Raw genomic sequence first — 16315 nt, 5'->3', positions numbered from 1 at the left:
CAGTATAAGAATTATAAAAAACAGTTTATGCCTGCGGACTTTAAAATAAGGCCAGCACTGCCGGAAGATTTTCTTCCGGTTTGTGCATTACTGGAATCTGAAAAACTTCCAACCGCCGACCTGAGAAAGGATATGGCAGAATTTTTTCTGGCTGTGATCGATGGCAAACCTGTGGGATCGATCGGGCTCGATAAATATGGCAGCGACGCACTCCTGAGATCAATGGTTGTAGAGGGATCGCAGCGCAGCAAGGGTATTGCTTCAGCTTTGGTTAGCCAGCTGGAAAGCCATTCCCGCTTCCTGAATGTTTCCACATTATACCTGGTTACGAATACTGCTGAAAATTATTTTTCCCGCAAAGGATTTGTGCCGATCAACCGAAATCAGCTTCCCTCAACAGTGGCTGCATCCGCAGAGTTCAACGGACTTTGCCCGGTAACGGCCACCATCATGCGCAAATCACTCACAATCTAAAGATCAACCCCCTAATTCAAAAGCAATGGGAAAGAAAAAACTATTATTTGTTTGTGTGGAAAATGCCAACCGCAGCCAGATGAGCCAGGCTTTTGCCCGCATGATCGGTGGCGATTCGGTGGAAGCATTTAGTGCCGGCAGTAAACCCAGTGGTGTGGTGAATCCCAAAGCCATCGCTGCTATGAAAGAACTGGGATATGACCTCAGCACCCACGATTCGAAATCATTGAAGGAAGTTGAACAATATGCACCTTTTGATGCTGTGGTTACCATGGGATGCGGGGATACCTGCCCTTGGATGCCTGCAAAAAAATTCATCGATTGGCAGATTCCCGATCCAAAACATATGGAGCCGGAGGAATTTAATAAGGTGCGCGATTTTATTGGCCGGCAGGTGAAAGAACTGATCGAGGGACTTTGATCCCACCGGACTCCTTAATAAACAATTAACCGATGACACTTGTCTTTATTGCAATCTGTCATTATTAAAAAAATCCGATAACGAATGAAAGAGAATAGTATTAGTGAAGAATTACTTGAAAAGGCGTTTGATTACAAAGGATACCGTGACATGCTGGCTGGCCTGATAGAAGATGGTAAAACAACCGGCACCAACCAGGATGACTGGATAGTTGATTATGCCCGCCTCAACCTTCAAAGGATGAACCGGCTTGACAAAACCTGGAAGATATCCGATGACCAGGAGAACAGGATGCTGAATATTGATACGCCACTTACCTGGCTTACCATTACAGAGGGCTGGTGCGGTGACGCAGCCCAGATTATCCCGGTGATCGAAAAACTGGCTGTTTCCAATCCATTGATTGATCATAAGCTTATCCTTCGGGATGAGAACCCGGAATTGATGGACCAGTTTCTTACCAATGGAACACGATCCATACCAAAGACCATTATTTTGGAAACCGAAACCAAAAGAGTGCTGGCGAGCTGGGGACCGCGTCCCAGTGGTGCTGCTGACCTGCTTAAGCAACTTAAGGCCAATCCTGATATTCCCAAGGAAGAAATGTATAACCAGCTTCATGGCTGGTATGCGAAGGATAAGGGCAGGCACACGGCTTCAGAATTTCTGCATATTGTAGAAACGGCCCTTGAAACAGTTAAGATATAACTTAAGGCAATAAAACTCTTCACCCGTTGGACAACACTGCCGCGACGGGTGAAGCTTTTATGACCAGATCTGGTAAGTCAGGAAACTCATCAGGTAAGCGAGGGCTGTCATATACACGAACTGTACAACAGGCCATTTCCAGCTACGGGTTTCCCTTTTTACAATGGCCAGCGTACTCATACATTGCATCGCCAGCACATAGAATACCATCAGTGACAATCCCGTTGCCAAACTATATACTTTACTGCCATCGGCTTTGCGTGCCTGTTGCATTTTCTGCCGCAGTAATAATCCGCTTTCATCATCCGTTTCGCCTACACTGTACAGGGTGGCCATGGTTCCTACAAATACTTCCCGCGCAGCGAAAGAAGTGATCAGGGCAATTCCGATTTTCCAGTCGTACCCCAGTGGTGTGATTACCGGTTCAATGGCCTTTCCCAGAATGCCGGCATAGGAATTAGCCAGCTTGGCTGCACCTTCCTCTTTTTCCAGTTCTTCCAGTCTTTCCGGCTGGCTTGATTTGAGTGCCGCATATTCCGCGGCAACTTTTTCCATTCTTTCACCCGGACCATAACTGCTGAGTGCCCATAACAGGAGACTGATGATCATAATGATTTTACCCGCATCTGTTACAAAAATCCGGGCCTTCTCCACCATGGTAGTGAATATATTATTCCACCTGGGTGCCCGGTACATTGGCAGTTCCAGGATAAAGAAACTTTTCTCCCTGTTCCGGATAAACCATTTCGCAATCCAGGAAACCATCATAGCCATCACAATACCCAGCAGGTACAATCCCATCATTACCAGCCCCTGCAAACTGATCACACCACCCACCAGTTCCTGTGGCACCACCAGGGCAATCAGGATGGTAAATACCGGCAGGCGGGCACTGCAGCTCATCAGGGGCGTCACCAGTATCGTGAGTAAACGCTCTTTGGAGTTTTCAATGTTACGGGCGCTCATAATAGCGGGCACCGCACAGGCAAATGCACTGATCATCGGCATCACGCTCTTTCCGTTTAGTCCCACTTTTCGCATGAGCTTATCTGTAAGGAAGCTGATCCTTGCCATATAGCCGGTATCTTCCAACACCGTGATCAGCCCGAATAATATCATGATCTGCGGAACAAAGACCAGGATTCCGCTGAGGCCCGCCACCAGGCCATTGATAACAAGGTCACTCCACCAGGTGTCCGGTAAAACCGAGCCCAGCCAGGAGCCGATACTGCCAAAAGCCGACTCGATGGCATCCATCGGGTATTGTGCTACCAGGAATACGCTCTGGAACAATAGGAACAAGACCGCCAGCAGGATCAGATAACCCCAGACCCGGTGCAGGAGGAGCTTGTCGATTTTTTCCGTCAGCAGGCTTTTTCTCAGGGGATCGGGCTCCGCTATGGTTTGCTGCATGATCCCTTTGATGCGGGTATACCGCTGCATGATCTCTTCTGCCTGCGTTTTAGTCGGATTGAACTGGTTATCTTTTTCAGTCTGCTCAATATCTTCCTGTAACTGGTCAGGCAGCGCAAAATGCTCGTGATTGATCAGGTAATGAATGGCCTTGTAATCGCTTATCCCGGGAACCAGTTCCTTTACCTGTTTCACTGCACCGGCGGCAAGATCAAGGTTGGGGATGAAATCAAGTACAGGGGCCTTGTATTGTTGACGGGCAACGGCAGCCATCACCTTTTTTAACTGGCTGATGCCTTTGTTCCGGCGCGGGTTAACTGCTACCACCGGAACGCCCAGCTCGCGCTCGAGTCCTTCAATATCAATTTCAATTCCCTTCCTGCGGGCCATATCACACATGGTCAATGCCACCACCACCGGCAGTTTCAGGTCGATGATCTGTGATACAAAAAGCAGGTTTCGTTTCAGGTTGCTGGCATCGGCCAGCAGGATCAACATATCGAGCTGCACATCGGCATCCTGCCCCATTAACACTTTATAGGTCACCCATTCATCTCCTCTTTTGGGGTAAAGGCTGTAGGTTCCCGGAAGGTCAATTATGGTGGAGGAAAGATTATCTCCCAGGTCACAACGCCCGGTCTTTTTATCAACTGTAACGCCCGGAAAGTTGCCTACTTTCTGGTTCAATCCCGTCAAAGAATTGAAAAGAGAACTTTTTCCGCTGTTGGGGTTTCCTACTAATCCTATTTGAATCATGCCGTTGGACATCTGTTAATGGGCAAAAATACCAAGCTTCGCGTGAAAAGGGTTACGAATTCGGGAACAGTGAAATGTATCTTCGTACCATGAACCTGATGCAATGCAGCCTGCTACTGTCGAGTAATTTTTCTGATGACCCTCTTTTCCGGTATGCTTTTCAGGGTACTGATGACCAGCGCCACCGCGCCATGGATGCCTATTTTGCGGCTGCGCTAGAATTTTGCCTCGCAGAAGGGAATATCATCCTGGCGCCGGGAAACACCGGACTGGTTGCCTGGATTCCGGGTACAGCGTTTCCTCCGGCATTTGACCAGAACAGGATCAGCAGCCAGCCGTCCTACGCTATTGCCGGGTGGGAACAGCTAAACCGCCAGCAAATGGCTGCATTTGATGTCATCCGGGAGAATGCGGTAAAATTTGGATTTTGCTACCTGCTGGCAGTCGATTTCTCAGTTCGTCGCAGGGGTTATGCCCGAATGCTGATGGATGCCTGCTTTGACCAGATGGCAGAAGCCGGCCTGGAAGAATGCTGGCTGATCACAGAAAACGAAGCCAACCTTGCCATCCTGGAAAGCATGGGATTTGAAAAGTTCACTACCCTGCACCAGCCCGGCGCTCCCCTGTCTTATATCTGCCGCAAGGCCATATCCCTCCACTAAAGCTTATTTACCATGTACCACCAGCCTGCCATCTTCATAAAAGGGCAGCACGTTGGCGCCATCGGGGGTAAGGCAGTAGCGGATATCTTTTTCGAGTCCAAAACCATTTAATCGATGGTAATGCGACGCATTTTTTTCCCTCATGAACTCATACAGGTCAGTTTTTCCTTTCAGGTACAAGGTTTCTGCCATCTGAGATGAATCGCAGTTGATATGAAAATTTTCCTTTATACGGGAGATGACTGCACCTGCGAACAGTGTGTCTTCGAGATTGAACCGGTCCTTCCAGGCGGCACAACCCAGGATTACGTTCCGGTTTTCCTTTACCAGGAAATCGCAAACCGCACTCAGGTTGGGGAATGATCCGGTAATCACTGTTGGCGCACCGTTGTTCAGGGCCATGTGCAGCAGTTTGGTTCCGTTAGTGGTTGTCAGAACCAGGGTCTTGTCTGCTATGAATTCGCGGGGATATTCAAAAGGAGAATTGCCATAGGTGAGTCCTTCAGCTACTTTTCCATCGCGTTCCCCTGCGGTGATCGCATCCATCTGGTTGCCGAGTTCTATACAGCGGGCAACAGAGTCAACCGGAATGATTGATTTTGCACCATTGTAAAGGGCTGTCGCAATGGTGGAAGTGGCCCTTAATACATCGATGATTACTACAATACTATCACGGACATCATAAAGGTGCAGGAGCGCGGGCGACAGTGAAGTGTGTAAGGTTGGTTTATTATTCATGGGTTGCAAAGATAAGGCGTCTGACGCACGTCTGACATATGTCAGACGCATGTCAGACGCACGTCAGACGCGCGTCAGACGGGTTGGGTACTTAGGTATTTCCGCCATTGTTCCGACTCCGCACATTTTTTCAGCAGGGAGTTGCGCGTTTCCAGCAGGCGTACCAGGTATTTGTTCAGGTAAAAACGGTCTACCAGGCTGCCAATAAAGCCATAAGGCATTTCATAATGCATATAATCTATCATCAGTGTCCCGTTATTCACCGGCTTAAAATAGTGTTCGTGGCGGAGGCTCCTGAAATCGCCGTCAATCATCTCATCCGTAAAACTAACCGGAGCCTTCAGGCTGGTTATCTTCGACTTTAATACCCTTGTTTTGCCCAGGTGCCGGGCTTTCCAGGTAACGGTTTCCTGCAGATTGATCAGTCCCATGGTGGTTCCTGCAACCGCTTCCTCCTTCGTATGCGACATCGATTTCTTATGCAGGTCGATACTTCTGGACAAATCAAATACAACCTCTACAGGTGCATGGATCATTGTGGTCAGGTGAATAGAAGGCATTAATGGTGAATGGGGAATGGTGAATGGTGAATGGGGCAGCGAAAATTGTTCCAATTTAATTTGTAGCAGCCAGTCTTTGCCGGCGCTGCATGATTTCACGCCAGGTGGTGAGAATAATGCCCTTGTCCTTAATATGCTTCCGGACCGCAGCGTCGGTCATGCCAAGCAGGTCACTTTTGCGTCTCGGACCGCTGTCGCTGATGGCAGCAAACACTTCTGTCGGCTGTGTACAGTGCATGATCATCATCGTTAGTCCCGGCTTGCATTCATCAAGTGCGTTGATATATTGCTGGCCGGCATATCGCCGCAACGCCTCATCCGATTTCATGGCCGCAGGCGGGATTTTCCAGCCATAACTTTTATTGTGCAGGTCATCCAGTACCGGCAACCCCGCCTTCCATAACATCTGTCCAATCATGGTGGTCTCATTGTGCCGGGCAGCCAGGGACGGATCTGCAGCAATCAGTTCTGTGTTGTGGCCTCCCGGCATCATCACCGGAATCTTATATTCAATGCCGATCCTGACATATTGCATCAGGAATGCCGGGTCGGCAAAAACTGTCCCCATATGACTGTCGAGATGGGTTGGATCAAACCCCATCTGGCGGGCACGTTCTATTTGTGCCCTGATCTCTTTTCCGACTTCCTCTGCGTTGGAGTTTTTTACCACCGCCTGAACCGAGGCATGCATGCCACCGGTCGACGGGTCAACCAGCCCCGGTGCCGAAGGCTTTCCAACCAGTGGGCCCCATTTGTAATTGTCCCATTCCGAGGTTAAGGTAAGGTGTAAACCCGCATCTATAGCCGGGTTGACTTTCAGCCATTTTACGAACTGTGGCACCCAGGGACAGGGCATCATGACACTTACCGAAGAGGCAACGCCATCCGTTAATGCAATAAAAGCGCCCAGGTTGGAATCATAACTCATCCCCGCATCATCCACATGCAGGATGACAACTTTTGCACCCTTCGGAAATCCCAGCTTTTCGGCATAGGTGGTATCGGATTGGGATTGGGCCCGGGCTCCCAAAACCATCAGGCAGCATAAGCCGGTCAACATCTTTTTCATGGCAGGCAATGATTTATCTAAAAATAAGAAAGATGGCTCACCCGGCCTCAGGCAGGCTGCGTTCTTGCCACCCCGTTGGCCCCGGTTCCTTCCAGGAACAGGGTTTGTGTCGGATAGGCAAATTCAATTCCCTTTAATTCAAAGCTTTCGAAAATTTGTTGCAGCACTGCCTGGTGCGCATTCATGAATGTCAGGTAATCGGGATTATCCACATAGTACACCACTTCAAAATTGATGCTGTAATCACCAAAAGAAGCCAGGTGTGCCCGGTCAAAACTAATATTCGGCTGCGCCCTGATGGCTGCCTCCACCAGGCCGGGAATTTCCTTGAGTAAAGCTGCTGCCGTCTGGTAGGTAACACCGATGGAAAAAACCACCCGCCTCCTTTCCATCCTTTTGAAATTGTGCAGGGCAGCACTGGTTATTTTGGAATTGGAGAGTACGATCTGTTCACCATTGAGACTCCTGATGCGGGTGGTTTTTATCCCGATGAATTCCACTGTTCCGCTTTTTCCGTCGGAATTCACAAAATCACCGATCTCGAATGGTTTGTCAAAGAAGATGACGAAATAGTTAAAGAGATCACCGAGGATGGTTTGAGCGGCCAGCGCTATGGCAATACCACCAATACCAAGGCCTGCAATGATGGTGGCAACATCATAACCCAGGTTATCAAGCAAAGCAACTATGCCGAGAAACCAGATAACCCCCTTCACCAGCATCAGCACCCCCTTCATCTGCCGGATCCTTTCAGGAGATTCATCCCGCTTCTTCATGACACCCTCCATCATCCCTTCCATCAGATGATTGATGATCCGGACAACATAATAAATCGCTATAACTGTGATGGCTACCTGAAGAATACGTTCAATCCTGCTGCTCAGGTTCAGTTGGGTGATAATATTATAATTGACAAAAAAGTAAACCAGCGGGATGATGTATTTCTGCACTGCCAAAAAAGCCATATCGTCGTACTGGTTATCGGTTCCCGCCACCAGTTTTTGCAGTGTCCTGACAGCATATTTCTTTAATAAGCGGATAATAATCCATGCAACCAATATACCGCCGAGTGCCAGGAGATAAGCCAGATAGGTGTTTCCCCAAAGTTCCTGATTCAGATATTCTTTCATGCGGGTGGGTTTTAAAATTAATAAAACTAAGGCAGGCAAATTTTTGGCAGAGAAGTTGCAAAGTTAGTTAAAGTGCCCGTCAACACTGCATTTCATCGATACCGACACAATTAAATAAATATTAAAAAAAGCCGTACAGGTAAGACTGTACGGCTTTTTTTAATCGGTAAAAGAATTTTATTGAAATGGCACTTTAACCACTTTCGCTTTTAGTTTCTTGTCACGAACTGCGATAAAAATTTCGCTGTCGGTATGTGAATGATCAACGGTTACATAACCCAGGCCGATCGCTTTTTGCAAGGAGGGTGCCTGGGTGCCACTGGTAACTTTACCGATCACCTTTCCATCCGCATCCGTGATCGCATAATCATGCCTGGGAATACCTTTGTCCACCATTTCAAAGCCCACCAGTTTTCTTTTTACACCCTCAGCTTTCAGGGCTTCTATAATTGGTCTTGCTGTAAAATCCTTGGTGAATTTCGTAATCCAGCCCAGGCCTGCTTCAAGTGGCGAAGTGGTATCATCTATATCATTTCCGTAAAGGCAATAGCCCATTTCCAGGCGAAGTGTATCCCGCGCTCCCAGCCCGATCGGCTTTATTCCTGATGCTGCACCGGCTTCAAAAATGGCGTCCCAGATTTTATCGGCCGCGCCATCGCTGTCTTCAAAGTACAGCTCAACACCTCCCGCACCGGTATAACCTGTTGCACTTACCAGCACATTGTCAACGCCTGCGAATTTTCCCTTCGTAAAAGTGTAATACTTCAGGTTAAGGATATCCATTTCCGTTAGTGTCTGCAGTATTTTGGTGGCATTGGGCCCCTGGACGGCCAGCAGACAGGTCTTGTCTGAAATATTGTGCATCTCCACATTTTTGGTGTTTCGGGCACTGATCCAGTTCCAGTCCTTTTCGATATTGCTGGCATTTACCACCAGCATATAAACTTTATTTTCTTCAATGCAGTAGACGATCAGGTCATCCACAATGCCGCCCTCCTCATTGGGGAGTGCACTGTATTGTGCTTTACCGTCCGTCAGTTTGGAAGCATCGTTGGTGCAGACACGCTGGATAAGGTCCAGGGCATCCGGCCCTTTCAGGATGAATTCACCCATGTGGCTGACATCAAAAACGCCGGCATTGTTCCGTACCGCGGCATGTTCGTCATTGATGCCACTGTAGGAGATCGGCATATTATACCCGGCAAAAGGAGCCATTTTGGCACCCAGGGCAAGGTGCTTATGGGTAAATGGAGTATTCTTCATATCTGGCAGCTGTTTAGGCCGCAAAAGTAGCGGAAACCAGCTGAATGACAGACGTCATATGAAAATACCATTAAAAATCATCGTATAAGATTCTATAAATCAGTTTGTTGTGTTTTTCGGGTCTTTTATCCGGACCGATCCCGCCTACATTGGGGCTACCTTTGCCGCATGCCATCATTACAAAAAATCAGTATTATTGGCAGTGGAAGCTGGGCTACCGCCCTGGTAAAGATATTTTCTGAAAGCGGCATCCGGGTCATCTGGAACCTGCGTTCAACTGCGCATGTGGACCATGTCCTCGAACATAAAAGCCCCCCGCATTATCTTAGTCACCTTTCGCTCGATCTGAAATATATTGAACCGATCGCCAGTCTTGAAACGGCTATTGGGGCATCGGACCATATCCTCTTTGCCCTGCCTTCCGCTTACCTGGAAGCAACTCTGGCGGGACAGGAAATTGCCCTGCCCCCGGGAAAGAAACTGCTTGTTTCCATAAAGGGTGTGCTTCCTGAAACATCGGAGCTGCCCTCCAGTTACCTGGCCCGTTATTTCCAGGTATCACCCTGCAAAGTAATGGTGGTCGGCGGACCCTGTCATGCAGAGGAAGTGGCCCTGGGACGAAGGACCTACCTGACCATTGCCGGTACCGAAAATGATGAGGTGGATCAGATCCGCCGTGCCATCCGGTCTCCTTACCTGAAAGTGGTGGCAAATAATGACCCGACAGGTGTGGAGCTGGCAGCCATCATGAAAAATGTGGTGGGAATCGCAGCCGGTATTTCAAGGGGGATGAATTTTGGTGATAATTTCCTGGCAGTGATTGTCAGCAATGCCCTCCGGGAAATTGAGCAGTTGCTTCATAGCCTGAACCCGATTCCACGGGATCTGAAAGATTCTGCTTATTATGGCGACCTGCTGGTAACCGCTTATTCCGGTTTCAGCCGCAATAATGTTTTCGGACAACTGATTGGCCGTGGATATTCGGTGGTCATGGCACAATCGCGTATGCAAATGGTAGCAGAAGGCTATCCTGCAGCAAAAGGACTTTTCCGGCTGGCCGATTCAGCCGGACTGAAATTGCCGGTGCTTTCGGCTGTTTACCGGATTCTTTACCGGCATTCATCCCCAGTCAATGAAATGAGACTGCTTGAACAATATTTAAGATAAAAGAGCAATTATGTTATTATTAGCAACGGACCTGGACGGAACATTTTTAGGTGGAAAGAGTGCAGATAAACAACAGTTATACAGAGTGATCAGGGAAAACCCTTCCATCCGGCTGGTATTTGTAACAGGACGCGGACTTGAAACCGTTATACCCTTACTGAATGATCCTGTTATTCCCAATCCCGATTATATTATTTGCGATGTGGGGGCTACAGTGGTAAATGGCCGCACCCTTGAGCCGGTGCAGCCACTTCAGGCCGAGATTGAAAACCGCTGGCCGGGAGCGCTCCTGGTGGGAAACCGCCTGAAAGATATCCCAGGTTTGCGAAGGCAGGAAGTTCCCATGACCCGGAGAAGCTCTTATTTCTTTGATGAGGAAACGGATATGGATCTGCTGAACGAGACGGCAACCGAACTTGGTTGCGATGTACTAGTGTCGGCCGGCAGGTTTGTGGATGTATTACCTCCGGGAATCAATAAGGGCTTTTCCCTGAAACAGTTGGTTAATCTGCTGAATATTCCAGAAGACCATATCCTGGTGGCGGGCGATACCCTGAATGACCTGTCGCTTTACAAAACAGGTTATAAAGGGGTGGTGGTCGGCGAAGCGGAATCCGCCCTCGTGGAAGCTACTGCCGGTGATAGTCTGATTTATCAGGCCAGGCGTGCCGGTTGCGGCGGTATCCTGGAAGCCTTCAAGGCTTTCGGATCCTTTAACCAGTATGATCCGGCAACCGAAGAAAACCAGGTACTGCCCGCCACCGGCGAAAGACAGTTATTGATGGTGTATCATCGGCTGCCCTACGAAATCCGTGAAGTCAATGGCATTCGCGAACACATCACACCCCGGAGTCCAAACGGAATCATTCCCTCCCTGATGGGATTTTTCAGCCAGGGTCGCTCCGGCACCTGGATTGCCTGGGAGGAAGTGGACAAGCCTGGTAAATCCCTTCGCAACATTTATATTGATGAGAAGCAATACCCTCACCTGCTGGCGGGCCGCATAGGCCTTACTAAAAAAGAAGTTGAACTGTTCTATAAAGTATTTTCAAAAGAAGCTTTCTGGCCTACGATTTTTTCCTTTGTGGATAAAGCCAGTTTCAACCACGATCATTGGGATCACTATGTTCGTATTAACAGGATTTTCGCTGAGAAGACTGCTGCAGAGGCCGATTTGGGCGCCAATGTATGGATCCATGATTACAATCTCTGGATGGTGCCCGGGATTTTAAGGCAGTTGAGGCCCGATCTGAATATTGCTTTTTTTCACCATACCAGTTTTCCACCCGCCGACATTTTCAACATCATCCCCTGGCGGGGCGATATCATTGGCAGCCTGTTACAGTGCGATTACATCGGTTTCCACATCCCTCGTTATGCGGAAAATTTTGTAGATGTGGTTAAGAGCATTTTACCGGCAACAGTATTGGAAGAGCAAAACTGCACGGAAAGATTCCTGAGTTACAGTTGTCCGCTTGGTGTGGAAAAGATGCCGAGACTAATTGAAGCAGGCTCCAGGCAGGTGCGGCTCGGAGCACATCCCATAGGAGTTCACACGGCCTATATTAAAGAATTGTATGAAAAAGAAACCACCACAGAACTGGTAAAGAAATTGCGTAACCAGCTGGGTAAGGATAAAAAGATCGTGCTGAGTGTAGAGCGGCTGGATTACGTAAAAGGCCCGCTTGAAAAAATCTATGCCTTCCAGGAATTCCTGGAGCAATATCCTGAATTTCACGGCAAGGTGGAATTGATAAATATCTGCACTCCACCTGCCAAGGGGATGAAGATTTACGACAAAGTTCAGCAGGAACTTGAGCAGGCCATAGGGAAAATAAATGGCAGGTATTCGACTATCGGCTGGACGCCCATCCATTTTTTCTTCCGGTCATTTCCTTTTGAAGAGCTGGTGGCTTACTATGCGGTATCCGATATCGCCTGGATCACACCTTTGAGAGATGGACTGAACCTGGTTGCCAAGGAATTTGTTGCAGTACAGGGACTTAAAGAGCAGCACAAAGGGGTCCTGGTAATCTCAGAATTCGCAGGTGTATCTGTAGAGATGGGCTATGCGCTCCGAACCAACCCTTATGATAAAAAATCACTCAGGGAAGTGCTGCTGCAGGCTTTGCTGATGGAAGAGCAAGAGCGCGACATGCGAATGGGAAGGCTTTTCGATTCCGTACAATATTATGATATTGCTCAATGGAGCGAAAGCTTCATGCAGGAAATGGAGGCCATCACACCATTACAATTCCATTCTTAATGGAGTAAAGGACAAGCCCAACCCGGGTGCATACCCCAAGTTTGTTGAACAGGGTGTCGCGGTAACCGTCTGCAGTTCGATGACTGATACCCATTTCCATGGCAATCTCCCGGTATGTCATTTCGGAGCATACCAGTTTCAGGAATTCGATTTCTTTATCTGACAGGCGGGGAATCAGATTTGGCGCGGCATCAATGGTCTGCGAATAGTCCTTGTTCAGGCGGTGGGCCATTTTAGGCGACAGAATCTCGTTCATGTAAATGCCATTATCACGGATTTCCACCAGTGCCCTGTAAAACTGGTCCGGATGACTGTCCTTGATCATGAAGCCCCTGGCACCAAGTTTCAGCATGCGGATGAAGGCATAATCCGTGTCAAGCATGCTGAGGACCAGAATTTTTACCTGCGGTAGGTTTTCCCTGATCCAGGCGGCTGTTTCGTAACCATTCATCACCGTCATATTTATATCCAGCAGCACAATGTCGGGTGGCTCATGGGTTTGCATTTTTTCAATGAAATCGCGGCCGTTGACAGCCTGGAGGGTCACTTCGAAACCATTAAACTCATTGATGATATTTGCCAACCCACTTCGCAGCAGGTTATGATCATCAATCATGGCTATTTTCTGCATGGCTGAATTTGTATTCATTCAAAGGAAGTTGCGGCTTGTTGTGTTACGCTGTATCAATTTAAAGCAATTTCAGACTTCCTCTTGATTGAGTCTTCACTTGCCGGAAAATCAGTTCTGCTTCCCGGGTAATCTTACAATAAAAAAATCCCCGGGCAGACGTCCGGGGATTGTTCCAACTTCAACCCCGCCTTCCCTCCGACAGGAGGCGGCGGCAGGGTTGATCAGCAGCTTATCTGAGCAAGGTACCCAGCACCAGGAGAGGGGATGCATCGATCTCGCTTACCTGGCGGATACTGTTCAGGGAAGAAAATTTTTCCATCAGACCAGGCTCATTGTCATCTTCCGATTTTGAGATCCGGGTTTCGGCCTTCACCACGATGGTGTCTTTTTTATTTTCTGGTCCTTTATATTCATATTCAGGGTTCTTGTCTTTGAGCTCGCCTTCACCTTCAATGATCACACCCTTTTCATCGATCTTGAATTTGAATTTTCCCTCTTTGAGTTCTTTTTCAGTCATGCCACCGGTTCTTTGAAGTCCTTCGCGGGTCATGATATATTCCACGTTGCTCTCATAGTGATAAGAATCATCCCAGTTATTGTCCCAGCTAACATTGAAGCCTCTTCTGCGGTTGGTATTCACATTAAACCACTCGTAGTCGTCCAGGCTGCGGTCGAGTTCTATCTTCTTGCCTACCGGCACTTCCACTACCACCAGTACCTGCTGGTTACGGAATTTTTCATCTGTCGTGATGGCAAATCCCTTCGGCAATTCCAGGATGCTGTCTTTCTGAACCATGGAGAACCTGATTTTCTCTGCCAGCTCCTTTGCCTTTGTATTGGTATTGCTGCGGCTGAAACGGATGGTGTACACATGGAAGGATGAGTCCTTGCTTTTCACCACATTCACCCTGACGGTTTTCAACATCAGGCTGTCGCGGCTGATACCATAGAAAGGAGCGTCCTCATCCCATTCGATTCCGAAGAAATCATCACCATAGTAACGTATATTGTTGCCTACTGATTCTATAAAGAGCTTGTCTTTCGCGGGCTGGATCAGATTGACCTGATCTTCCACCCCTGCACGGTTTTTAAAGTTGCGTGCAACGGAACCGGCGAGGAAGATAAAGCTGAACAATCCGATGATCCAGAGGCTGGAGAAAGTGTAGCCCAGGTAATTGTTGGTGCTTTTCACTCCCATGATGCGGCGAACTACCCAGGTAATCAGTGCAATGGCGGGAACGCCCATGAACAGGAAGAGACTTGACCAGGCCAGCGCATTCTGCCAGAAACCTTCCAGGAAAAATTCTTTCAGGGGATAGATAGCCATGCCGCTGAACAGGATTCCCATTAGGGCTGCAAAGAGCGACAGAGCAATAATAGCCGCGATGAACAGGAAGAATGCCTTGAACAGGATACCGATGGCATTACCCAGTCCGGATCCCGCACGACGGGCTACCGGAGCTGCTTCTGAAGCAAAACTACGGGCACGCTCGCCGGCCTCTGAAGTGAATTGTTTTCCCTGGCTGGTGAATTGTTGTGCGGTTTCCTTTACTTCAGCACCCCAGCTCTGAGCGCGACTTTTAAAATGTTCCAGGTCGCCCTGTACGGTATCGCGGATTGAATTCAGGTCGATTTTTTCACCTTTCATTTCCAGTTTTTCAGCGGCTGTGGATGCATATGGTACTGCGATCCATAGTACCAGGTACACTACAAAGAGGGTACTGCCCAGGCCGCCCGATATGATGCGGGGCCCCATCATGAAATCCCAATCCCAGAAGAAAGCATTGAATCCGCTGCCCAGGATACCCAGGATAAGTGGTAGGGCGAAGATCAGTCGGGGAATCCAGGGGGCGATGTTAAAATACACGGCCAGTCCGCCAGCCACACCGGCTATCACCTTATCGTCGGGATTGCGGTAGAGGCGCTTGGTAACATTGGAACTGAGCGACTGCGATGGAACGATGATCCACAGCAGTATATAGATCCAGAAGAGCGCTCCGAAAAGCAATACAAAGATGATCCGCATGATTACCGGGTCAATGCCCAGGTAATTGGCTATACCACTACAAACACCGCCGATAATTTTGTCATCGGCATTTCGGTAAAGCCGGCCACGGGCTGCTGCCTTGCCTGCCCCGGTATAGGACGTTGAACCTGAGAAAGCAGTTTGGCTTTCTTTGGCGCCTGCACCGGAGGCGTTGCCTGTATTAAAGGCAGCTTCGGCTTCGGCAGCTTCGAAATCTTCAGGACGGCCCATGCTGGCAATGATGGCGTTCACATCATCATCGGTGATACAGATAGCGCCTTTTTTCAGGCGGTCAGAAAACAGTTCAGCGATCCGGCCTTCGATATCATTAATGATTTCATCGCGGCCTTCTTCGTTGGCGAAGTATCGGCGCAGGCTCTCGGTATATTGCTTCAACAGGTCGAAAGCGGTTTCCTCAATGGGAATCACCCTGCCCTGGAAGTTTATATTGATGACCTTTTTCATAATTGATAAGTATTAGCTGGTTGAAGTATTAGTTGGAGGTTGGGTTTTCAGGGACAGTTGGCAGTGATTCGGATTTACTGGTGAGGGCTTTTACCCCGTTGGCCAATTCGTTCCAGGTGGCTTCCAGTTCCTGGTAGAAAGCTTCTCCTTTTTCAGTGAGGGAGAAATACTTCCTGGGAGGTCCCGAATTGCTTTCTACCCATCGGTAGGTGAGCATGTCTGCATTCTTGAGGCGGGTAAGCAGTGGATAAAGGGTGCCTTCCAGTATTTGCAGGTTGGCCGCCCTCATTTCGTCCACGATATCACTCGGATAGGCTTCGCCCCGGCGGATAATGGAGAGGATACAGAATTCCAGTATCCCCTTCCGCATCTGGCTTTGTGTGTTTTCTATATTCATGGCGCTTTTTGGTTTTTTGGGCTGGTGGCTTGTCAGCGGCGGTGGATAAGGTTTAATGTTTCATCCGTGTCAGGATAAGGTTCAATTTGGATAAGGTTCGTTTCCGCCGTTGCGCTGGACTTGCCACCAGCCTCGTTCTATTCCTTTGACAACACAAATATAGAAAAGG

15 protein-coding genes are annotated in these 16315 nt (G+C 48.6%); 6 read left to right on the top strand and 9 right to left on the bottom strand.

The features are described 5' to 3' along the window. The first annotated feature begins 27 nt into the window (after window positions 1-27). The 3 genes from arsN2 to BC349_RS17545 all read left to right on the top strand — a co-directional run bounded on the left by arsN2 (window position 28) and on the right by BC349_RS17545 (window position 1603). The gene (gene arsN2 / locus BC349_RS17555; RefSeq protein WP_187258095.1) at window positions 28-474 is read left to right on the top strand and encodes an arsenic resistance N-acetyltransferase ArsN2; all 447 of its coding nucleotides are present in this window, start codon (window positions 28-30) and stop codon (window positions 472-474) included. A 25-nt stretch (window positions 475-499) separates the two neighbouring features. Beyond that, entirely contained in the window at window positions 500-895 is a 396-nt protein-coding gene (locus BC349_RS17550) for an arsenate reductase ArsC (protein ID WP_187258094.1), read from the top strand. Window positions 896-979: 84 nt separating this feature from the next. Further along, window positions 980-1603 (top strand): thioredoxin family protein, encoded by a 624-nt coding sequence (locus BC349_RS17545; RefSeq protein ID WP_187258093.1) that lies wholly within the window; start codon window positions 980-982, stop codon window positions 1601-1603. A 57-nt stretch (window positions 1604-1660) separates the two neighbouring features. Here BC349_RS17545 and feoB read toward each other — a convergent pair whose 3' ends face one another. After that, window positions 1661-3772, bottom strand: a complete 2112-nt coding sequence (gene feoB / locus BC349_RS17540; RefSeq protein WP_246457033.1) for a ferrous iron transport protein B — start codon at window positions 3770-3772, stop codon at window positions 1661-1663. 89 nt (window positions 3773-3861) lie between these two features. Here feoB and BC349_RS17535 point away from each other — a divergent pair, with 89 nt between their 5' ends. Continuing rightward, a complete protein-coding gene (locus tag BC349_RS17535) occupies window positions 3862-4434 on the top strand; it encodes a GNAT family N-acetyltransferase (protein ID WP_187258091.1) in 573 nt (190 codons plus the stop codon). Between the two features lie 3 nt (window positions 4435-4437). On the opposite strand, the gene BC349_RS17530 is transcribed toward BC349_RS17535, so the two are convergent. The 5 genes from BC349_RS17530 to gcvT all read right to left on the bottom strand — a co-directional run bounded on the left by BC349_RS17530 (window position 4438) and on the right by gcvT (window position 9194). Then, window positions 4438-5172: a 2-phosphosulfolactate phosphatase gene (locus tag BC349_RS17530; protein WP_187258090.1), complete on the bottom strand. Its 735-nt coding sequence runs from the start codon at window positions 5170-5172 to the stop codon at window positions 4438-4440. Window positions 5173-5246: 74 nt separating this feature from the next. Beyond that, complete coding sequence (locus tag BC349_RS17525) at window positions 5247-5732, bottom strand: SRPBCC family protein (protein ID WP_187258089.1); 486 nt, start codon at window positions 5730-5732, stop codon at window positions 5247-5249. Between the two features lie 55 nt (window positions 5733-5787). After that, window positions 5788-6801: a polysaccharide deacetylase family protein gene (locus tag BC349_RS17520; protein WP_187258088.1), complete on the bottom strand. Its 1014-nt coding sequence runs from the start codon at window positions 6799-6801 to the stop codon at window positions 5788-5790. A gap of 47 nt (window positions 6802-6848) precedes the next feature. Continuing rightward, entirely contained in the window at window positions 6849-7931 is a 1083-nt protein-coding gene (locus BC349_RS17515) for a mechanosensitive ion channel family protein (RefSeq protein ID WP_187258087.1), read from the bottom strand. A 177-nt stretch (window positions 7932-8108) separates the two neighbouring features. Continuing rightward, window positions 8109-9194: a glycine cleavage system aminomethyltransferase GcvT gene (gcvT, locus tag BC349_RS17510; RefSeq protein ID WP_187258086.1), complete on the bottom strand. Its 1086-nt coding sequence runs from the start codon at window positions 9192-9194 to the stop codon at window positions 8109-8111. Between the two features lie 168 nt (window positions 9195-9362). On the opposite strand from gcvT, the gene BC349_RS17505 reads away from it, so the two are divergent. Both BC349_RS17505 and ggpS read left to right on the top strand, forming a co-directional pair. Further along, window positions 9363-10361 (top strand): NAD(P)H-dependent glycerol-3-phosphate dehydrogenase, encoded by a 999-nt coding sequence (locus BC349_RS17505; RefSeq protein ID WP_187258085.1) that lies wholly within the window; start codon window positions 9363-9365, stop codon window positions 10359-10361. Between the two features lie 10 nt (window positions 10362-10371). After that, the gene (ggpS, locus tag BC349_RS17500; RefSeq protein WP_187258084.1) at window positions 10372-12627 is read left to right on the top strand and encodes a glucosylglycerol-phosphate synthase; all 2256 of its coding nucleotides are present in this window, start codon (window positions 10372-10374) and stop codon (window positions 12625-12627) included. On the opposite strand, the gene BC349_RS17495 is transcribed toward ggpS, so the two are convergent. The 3 genes from BC349_RS17495 to BC349_RS17485 all read right to left on the bottom strand — a co-directional run bounded on the left by BC349_RS17495 (window position 12602) and on the right by BC349_RS17485 (window position 16146). Further along, entirely contained in the window at window positions 12602-13276 is a 675-nt protein-coding gene (locus tag BC349_RS17495; protein ID WP_187258083.1) for a response regulator transcription factor, read from the bottom strand. The two genes, ggpS and BC349_RS17495, sit on opposite strands and share 26 nt — an antisense overlap. A 211-nt stretch (window positions 13277-13487) precedes the next feature. Beyond that, window positions 13488-15749 (bottom strand): PspC domain-containing protein, encoded by a 2262-nt coding sequence (locus tag BC349_RS17490; protein ID WP_187258082.1) that lies wholly within the window; start codon window positions 15747-15749, stop codon window positions 13488-13490. Window positions 15750-15777: 28 nt separating this feature from the next. Next, window positions 15778-16146, bottom strand: coding sequence for a PadR family transcriptional regulator (locus BC349_RS17485; RefSeq protein WP_187258081.1), 369 nt, complete (start codon window positions 16144-16146; stop codon window positions 15778-15780). Window positions 16147-16315 lie beyond the last annotated feature (169 nt).

Source organism: Flavihumibacter stibioxidans, assembly GCF_014332695.1.
Lineage (GTDB): Bacteria > Bacteroidota > Bacteroidia > Chitinophagales > Chitinophagaceae > Flavihumibacter > Flavihumibacter stibioxidans.
Note: the sequence above shows the minus strand (reverse complement) of the source record. Positions and strands in the feature narration are given on the sequence as shown.

Excerpts from the sequence above, each read along its gene's own strand:
- arsN2 (WP_187258095.1), top strand. The coding sequence starts at position 28 with ATGCCTGCGGACTTTAAAATAAGGCCAGCACTGCCGGAAGATTTTCTT.
- BC349_RS17550 (WP_187258094.1), top strand. The coding sequence starts at position 500 with ATGGGAAAGAAAAAACTATTATTTGTTTGTGTGGAAAATGCCAACCGC.
- BC349_RS17545 (WP_187258093.1), top strand. The coding sequence starts at position 980 with ATGAAAGAGAATAGTATTAGTGAAGAATTACTTGAAAAGGCGTTTGAT.
- feoB (WP_246457033.1), bottom strand. The coding sequence starts at position 3,772 with ATGATTCAAATAGGATTAGTAGGAAACCCCAACAGCGGAAAAAGTTCT.
- BC349_RS17535 (WP_187258091.1), top strand. The coding sequence starts at position 3,862 with ATGAACCTGATGCAATGCAGCCTGCTACTGTCGAGTAATTTTTCTGAT.
- BC349_RS17530 (WP_187258090.1), bottom strand. The coding sequence starts at position 5,172 with ATGAATAATAAACCAACCTTACACACTTCACTGTCGCCCGCGCTCCTG.
- BC349_RS17525 (WP_187258089.1), bottom strand. The coding sequence starts at position 5,732 with ATGCCTTCTATTCACCTGACCACAATGATCCATGCACCTGTAGAGGTT.
- BC349_RS17520 (WP_187258088.1), bottom strand. The coding sequence starts at position 6,801 with ATGAAAAAGATGTTGACCGGCTTATGCTGCCTGATGGTTTTGGGAGCC.
- BC349_RS17515 (WP_187258087.1), bottom strand. The coding sequence starts at position 7,931 with ATGAAAGAATATCTGAATCAGGAACTTTGGGGAAACACCTATCTGGCT.
- gcvT (WP_187258086.1), bottom strand. The coding sequence starts at position 9,194 with ATGAAGAATACTCCATTTACCCATAAGCACCTTGCCCTGGGTGCCAAA.
- BC349_RS17505 (WP_187258085.1), top strand. The coding sequence starts at position 9,363 with ATGCCATCATTACAAAAAATCAGTATTATTGGCAGTGGAAGCTGGGCT.
- ggpS (WP_187258084.1), top strand. The coding sequence starts at position 10,372 with ATGTTATTATTAGCAACGGACCTGGACGGAACATTTTTAGGTGGAAAG.
- BC349_RS17495 (WP_187258083.1), bottom strand. The coding sequence starts at position 13,276 with ATGAATACAAATTCAGCCATGCAGAAAATAGCCATGATTGATGATCAT.
- BC349_RS17490 (WP_187258082.1), bottom strand. The coding sequence starts at position 15,749 with ATGAAAAAGGTCATCAATATAAACTTCCAGGGCAGGGTGATTCCCATT.
- BC349_RS17485 (WP_187258081.1), bottom strand. The coding sequence starts at position 16,146 with ATGAATATAGAAAACACACAAAGCCAGATGCGGAAGGGGATACTGGAA.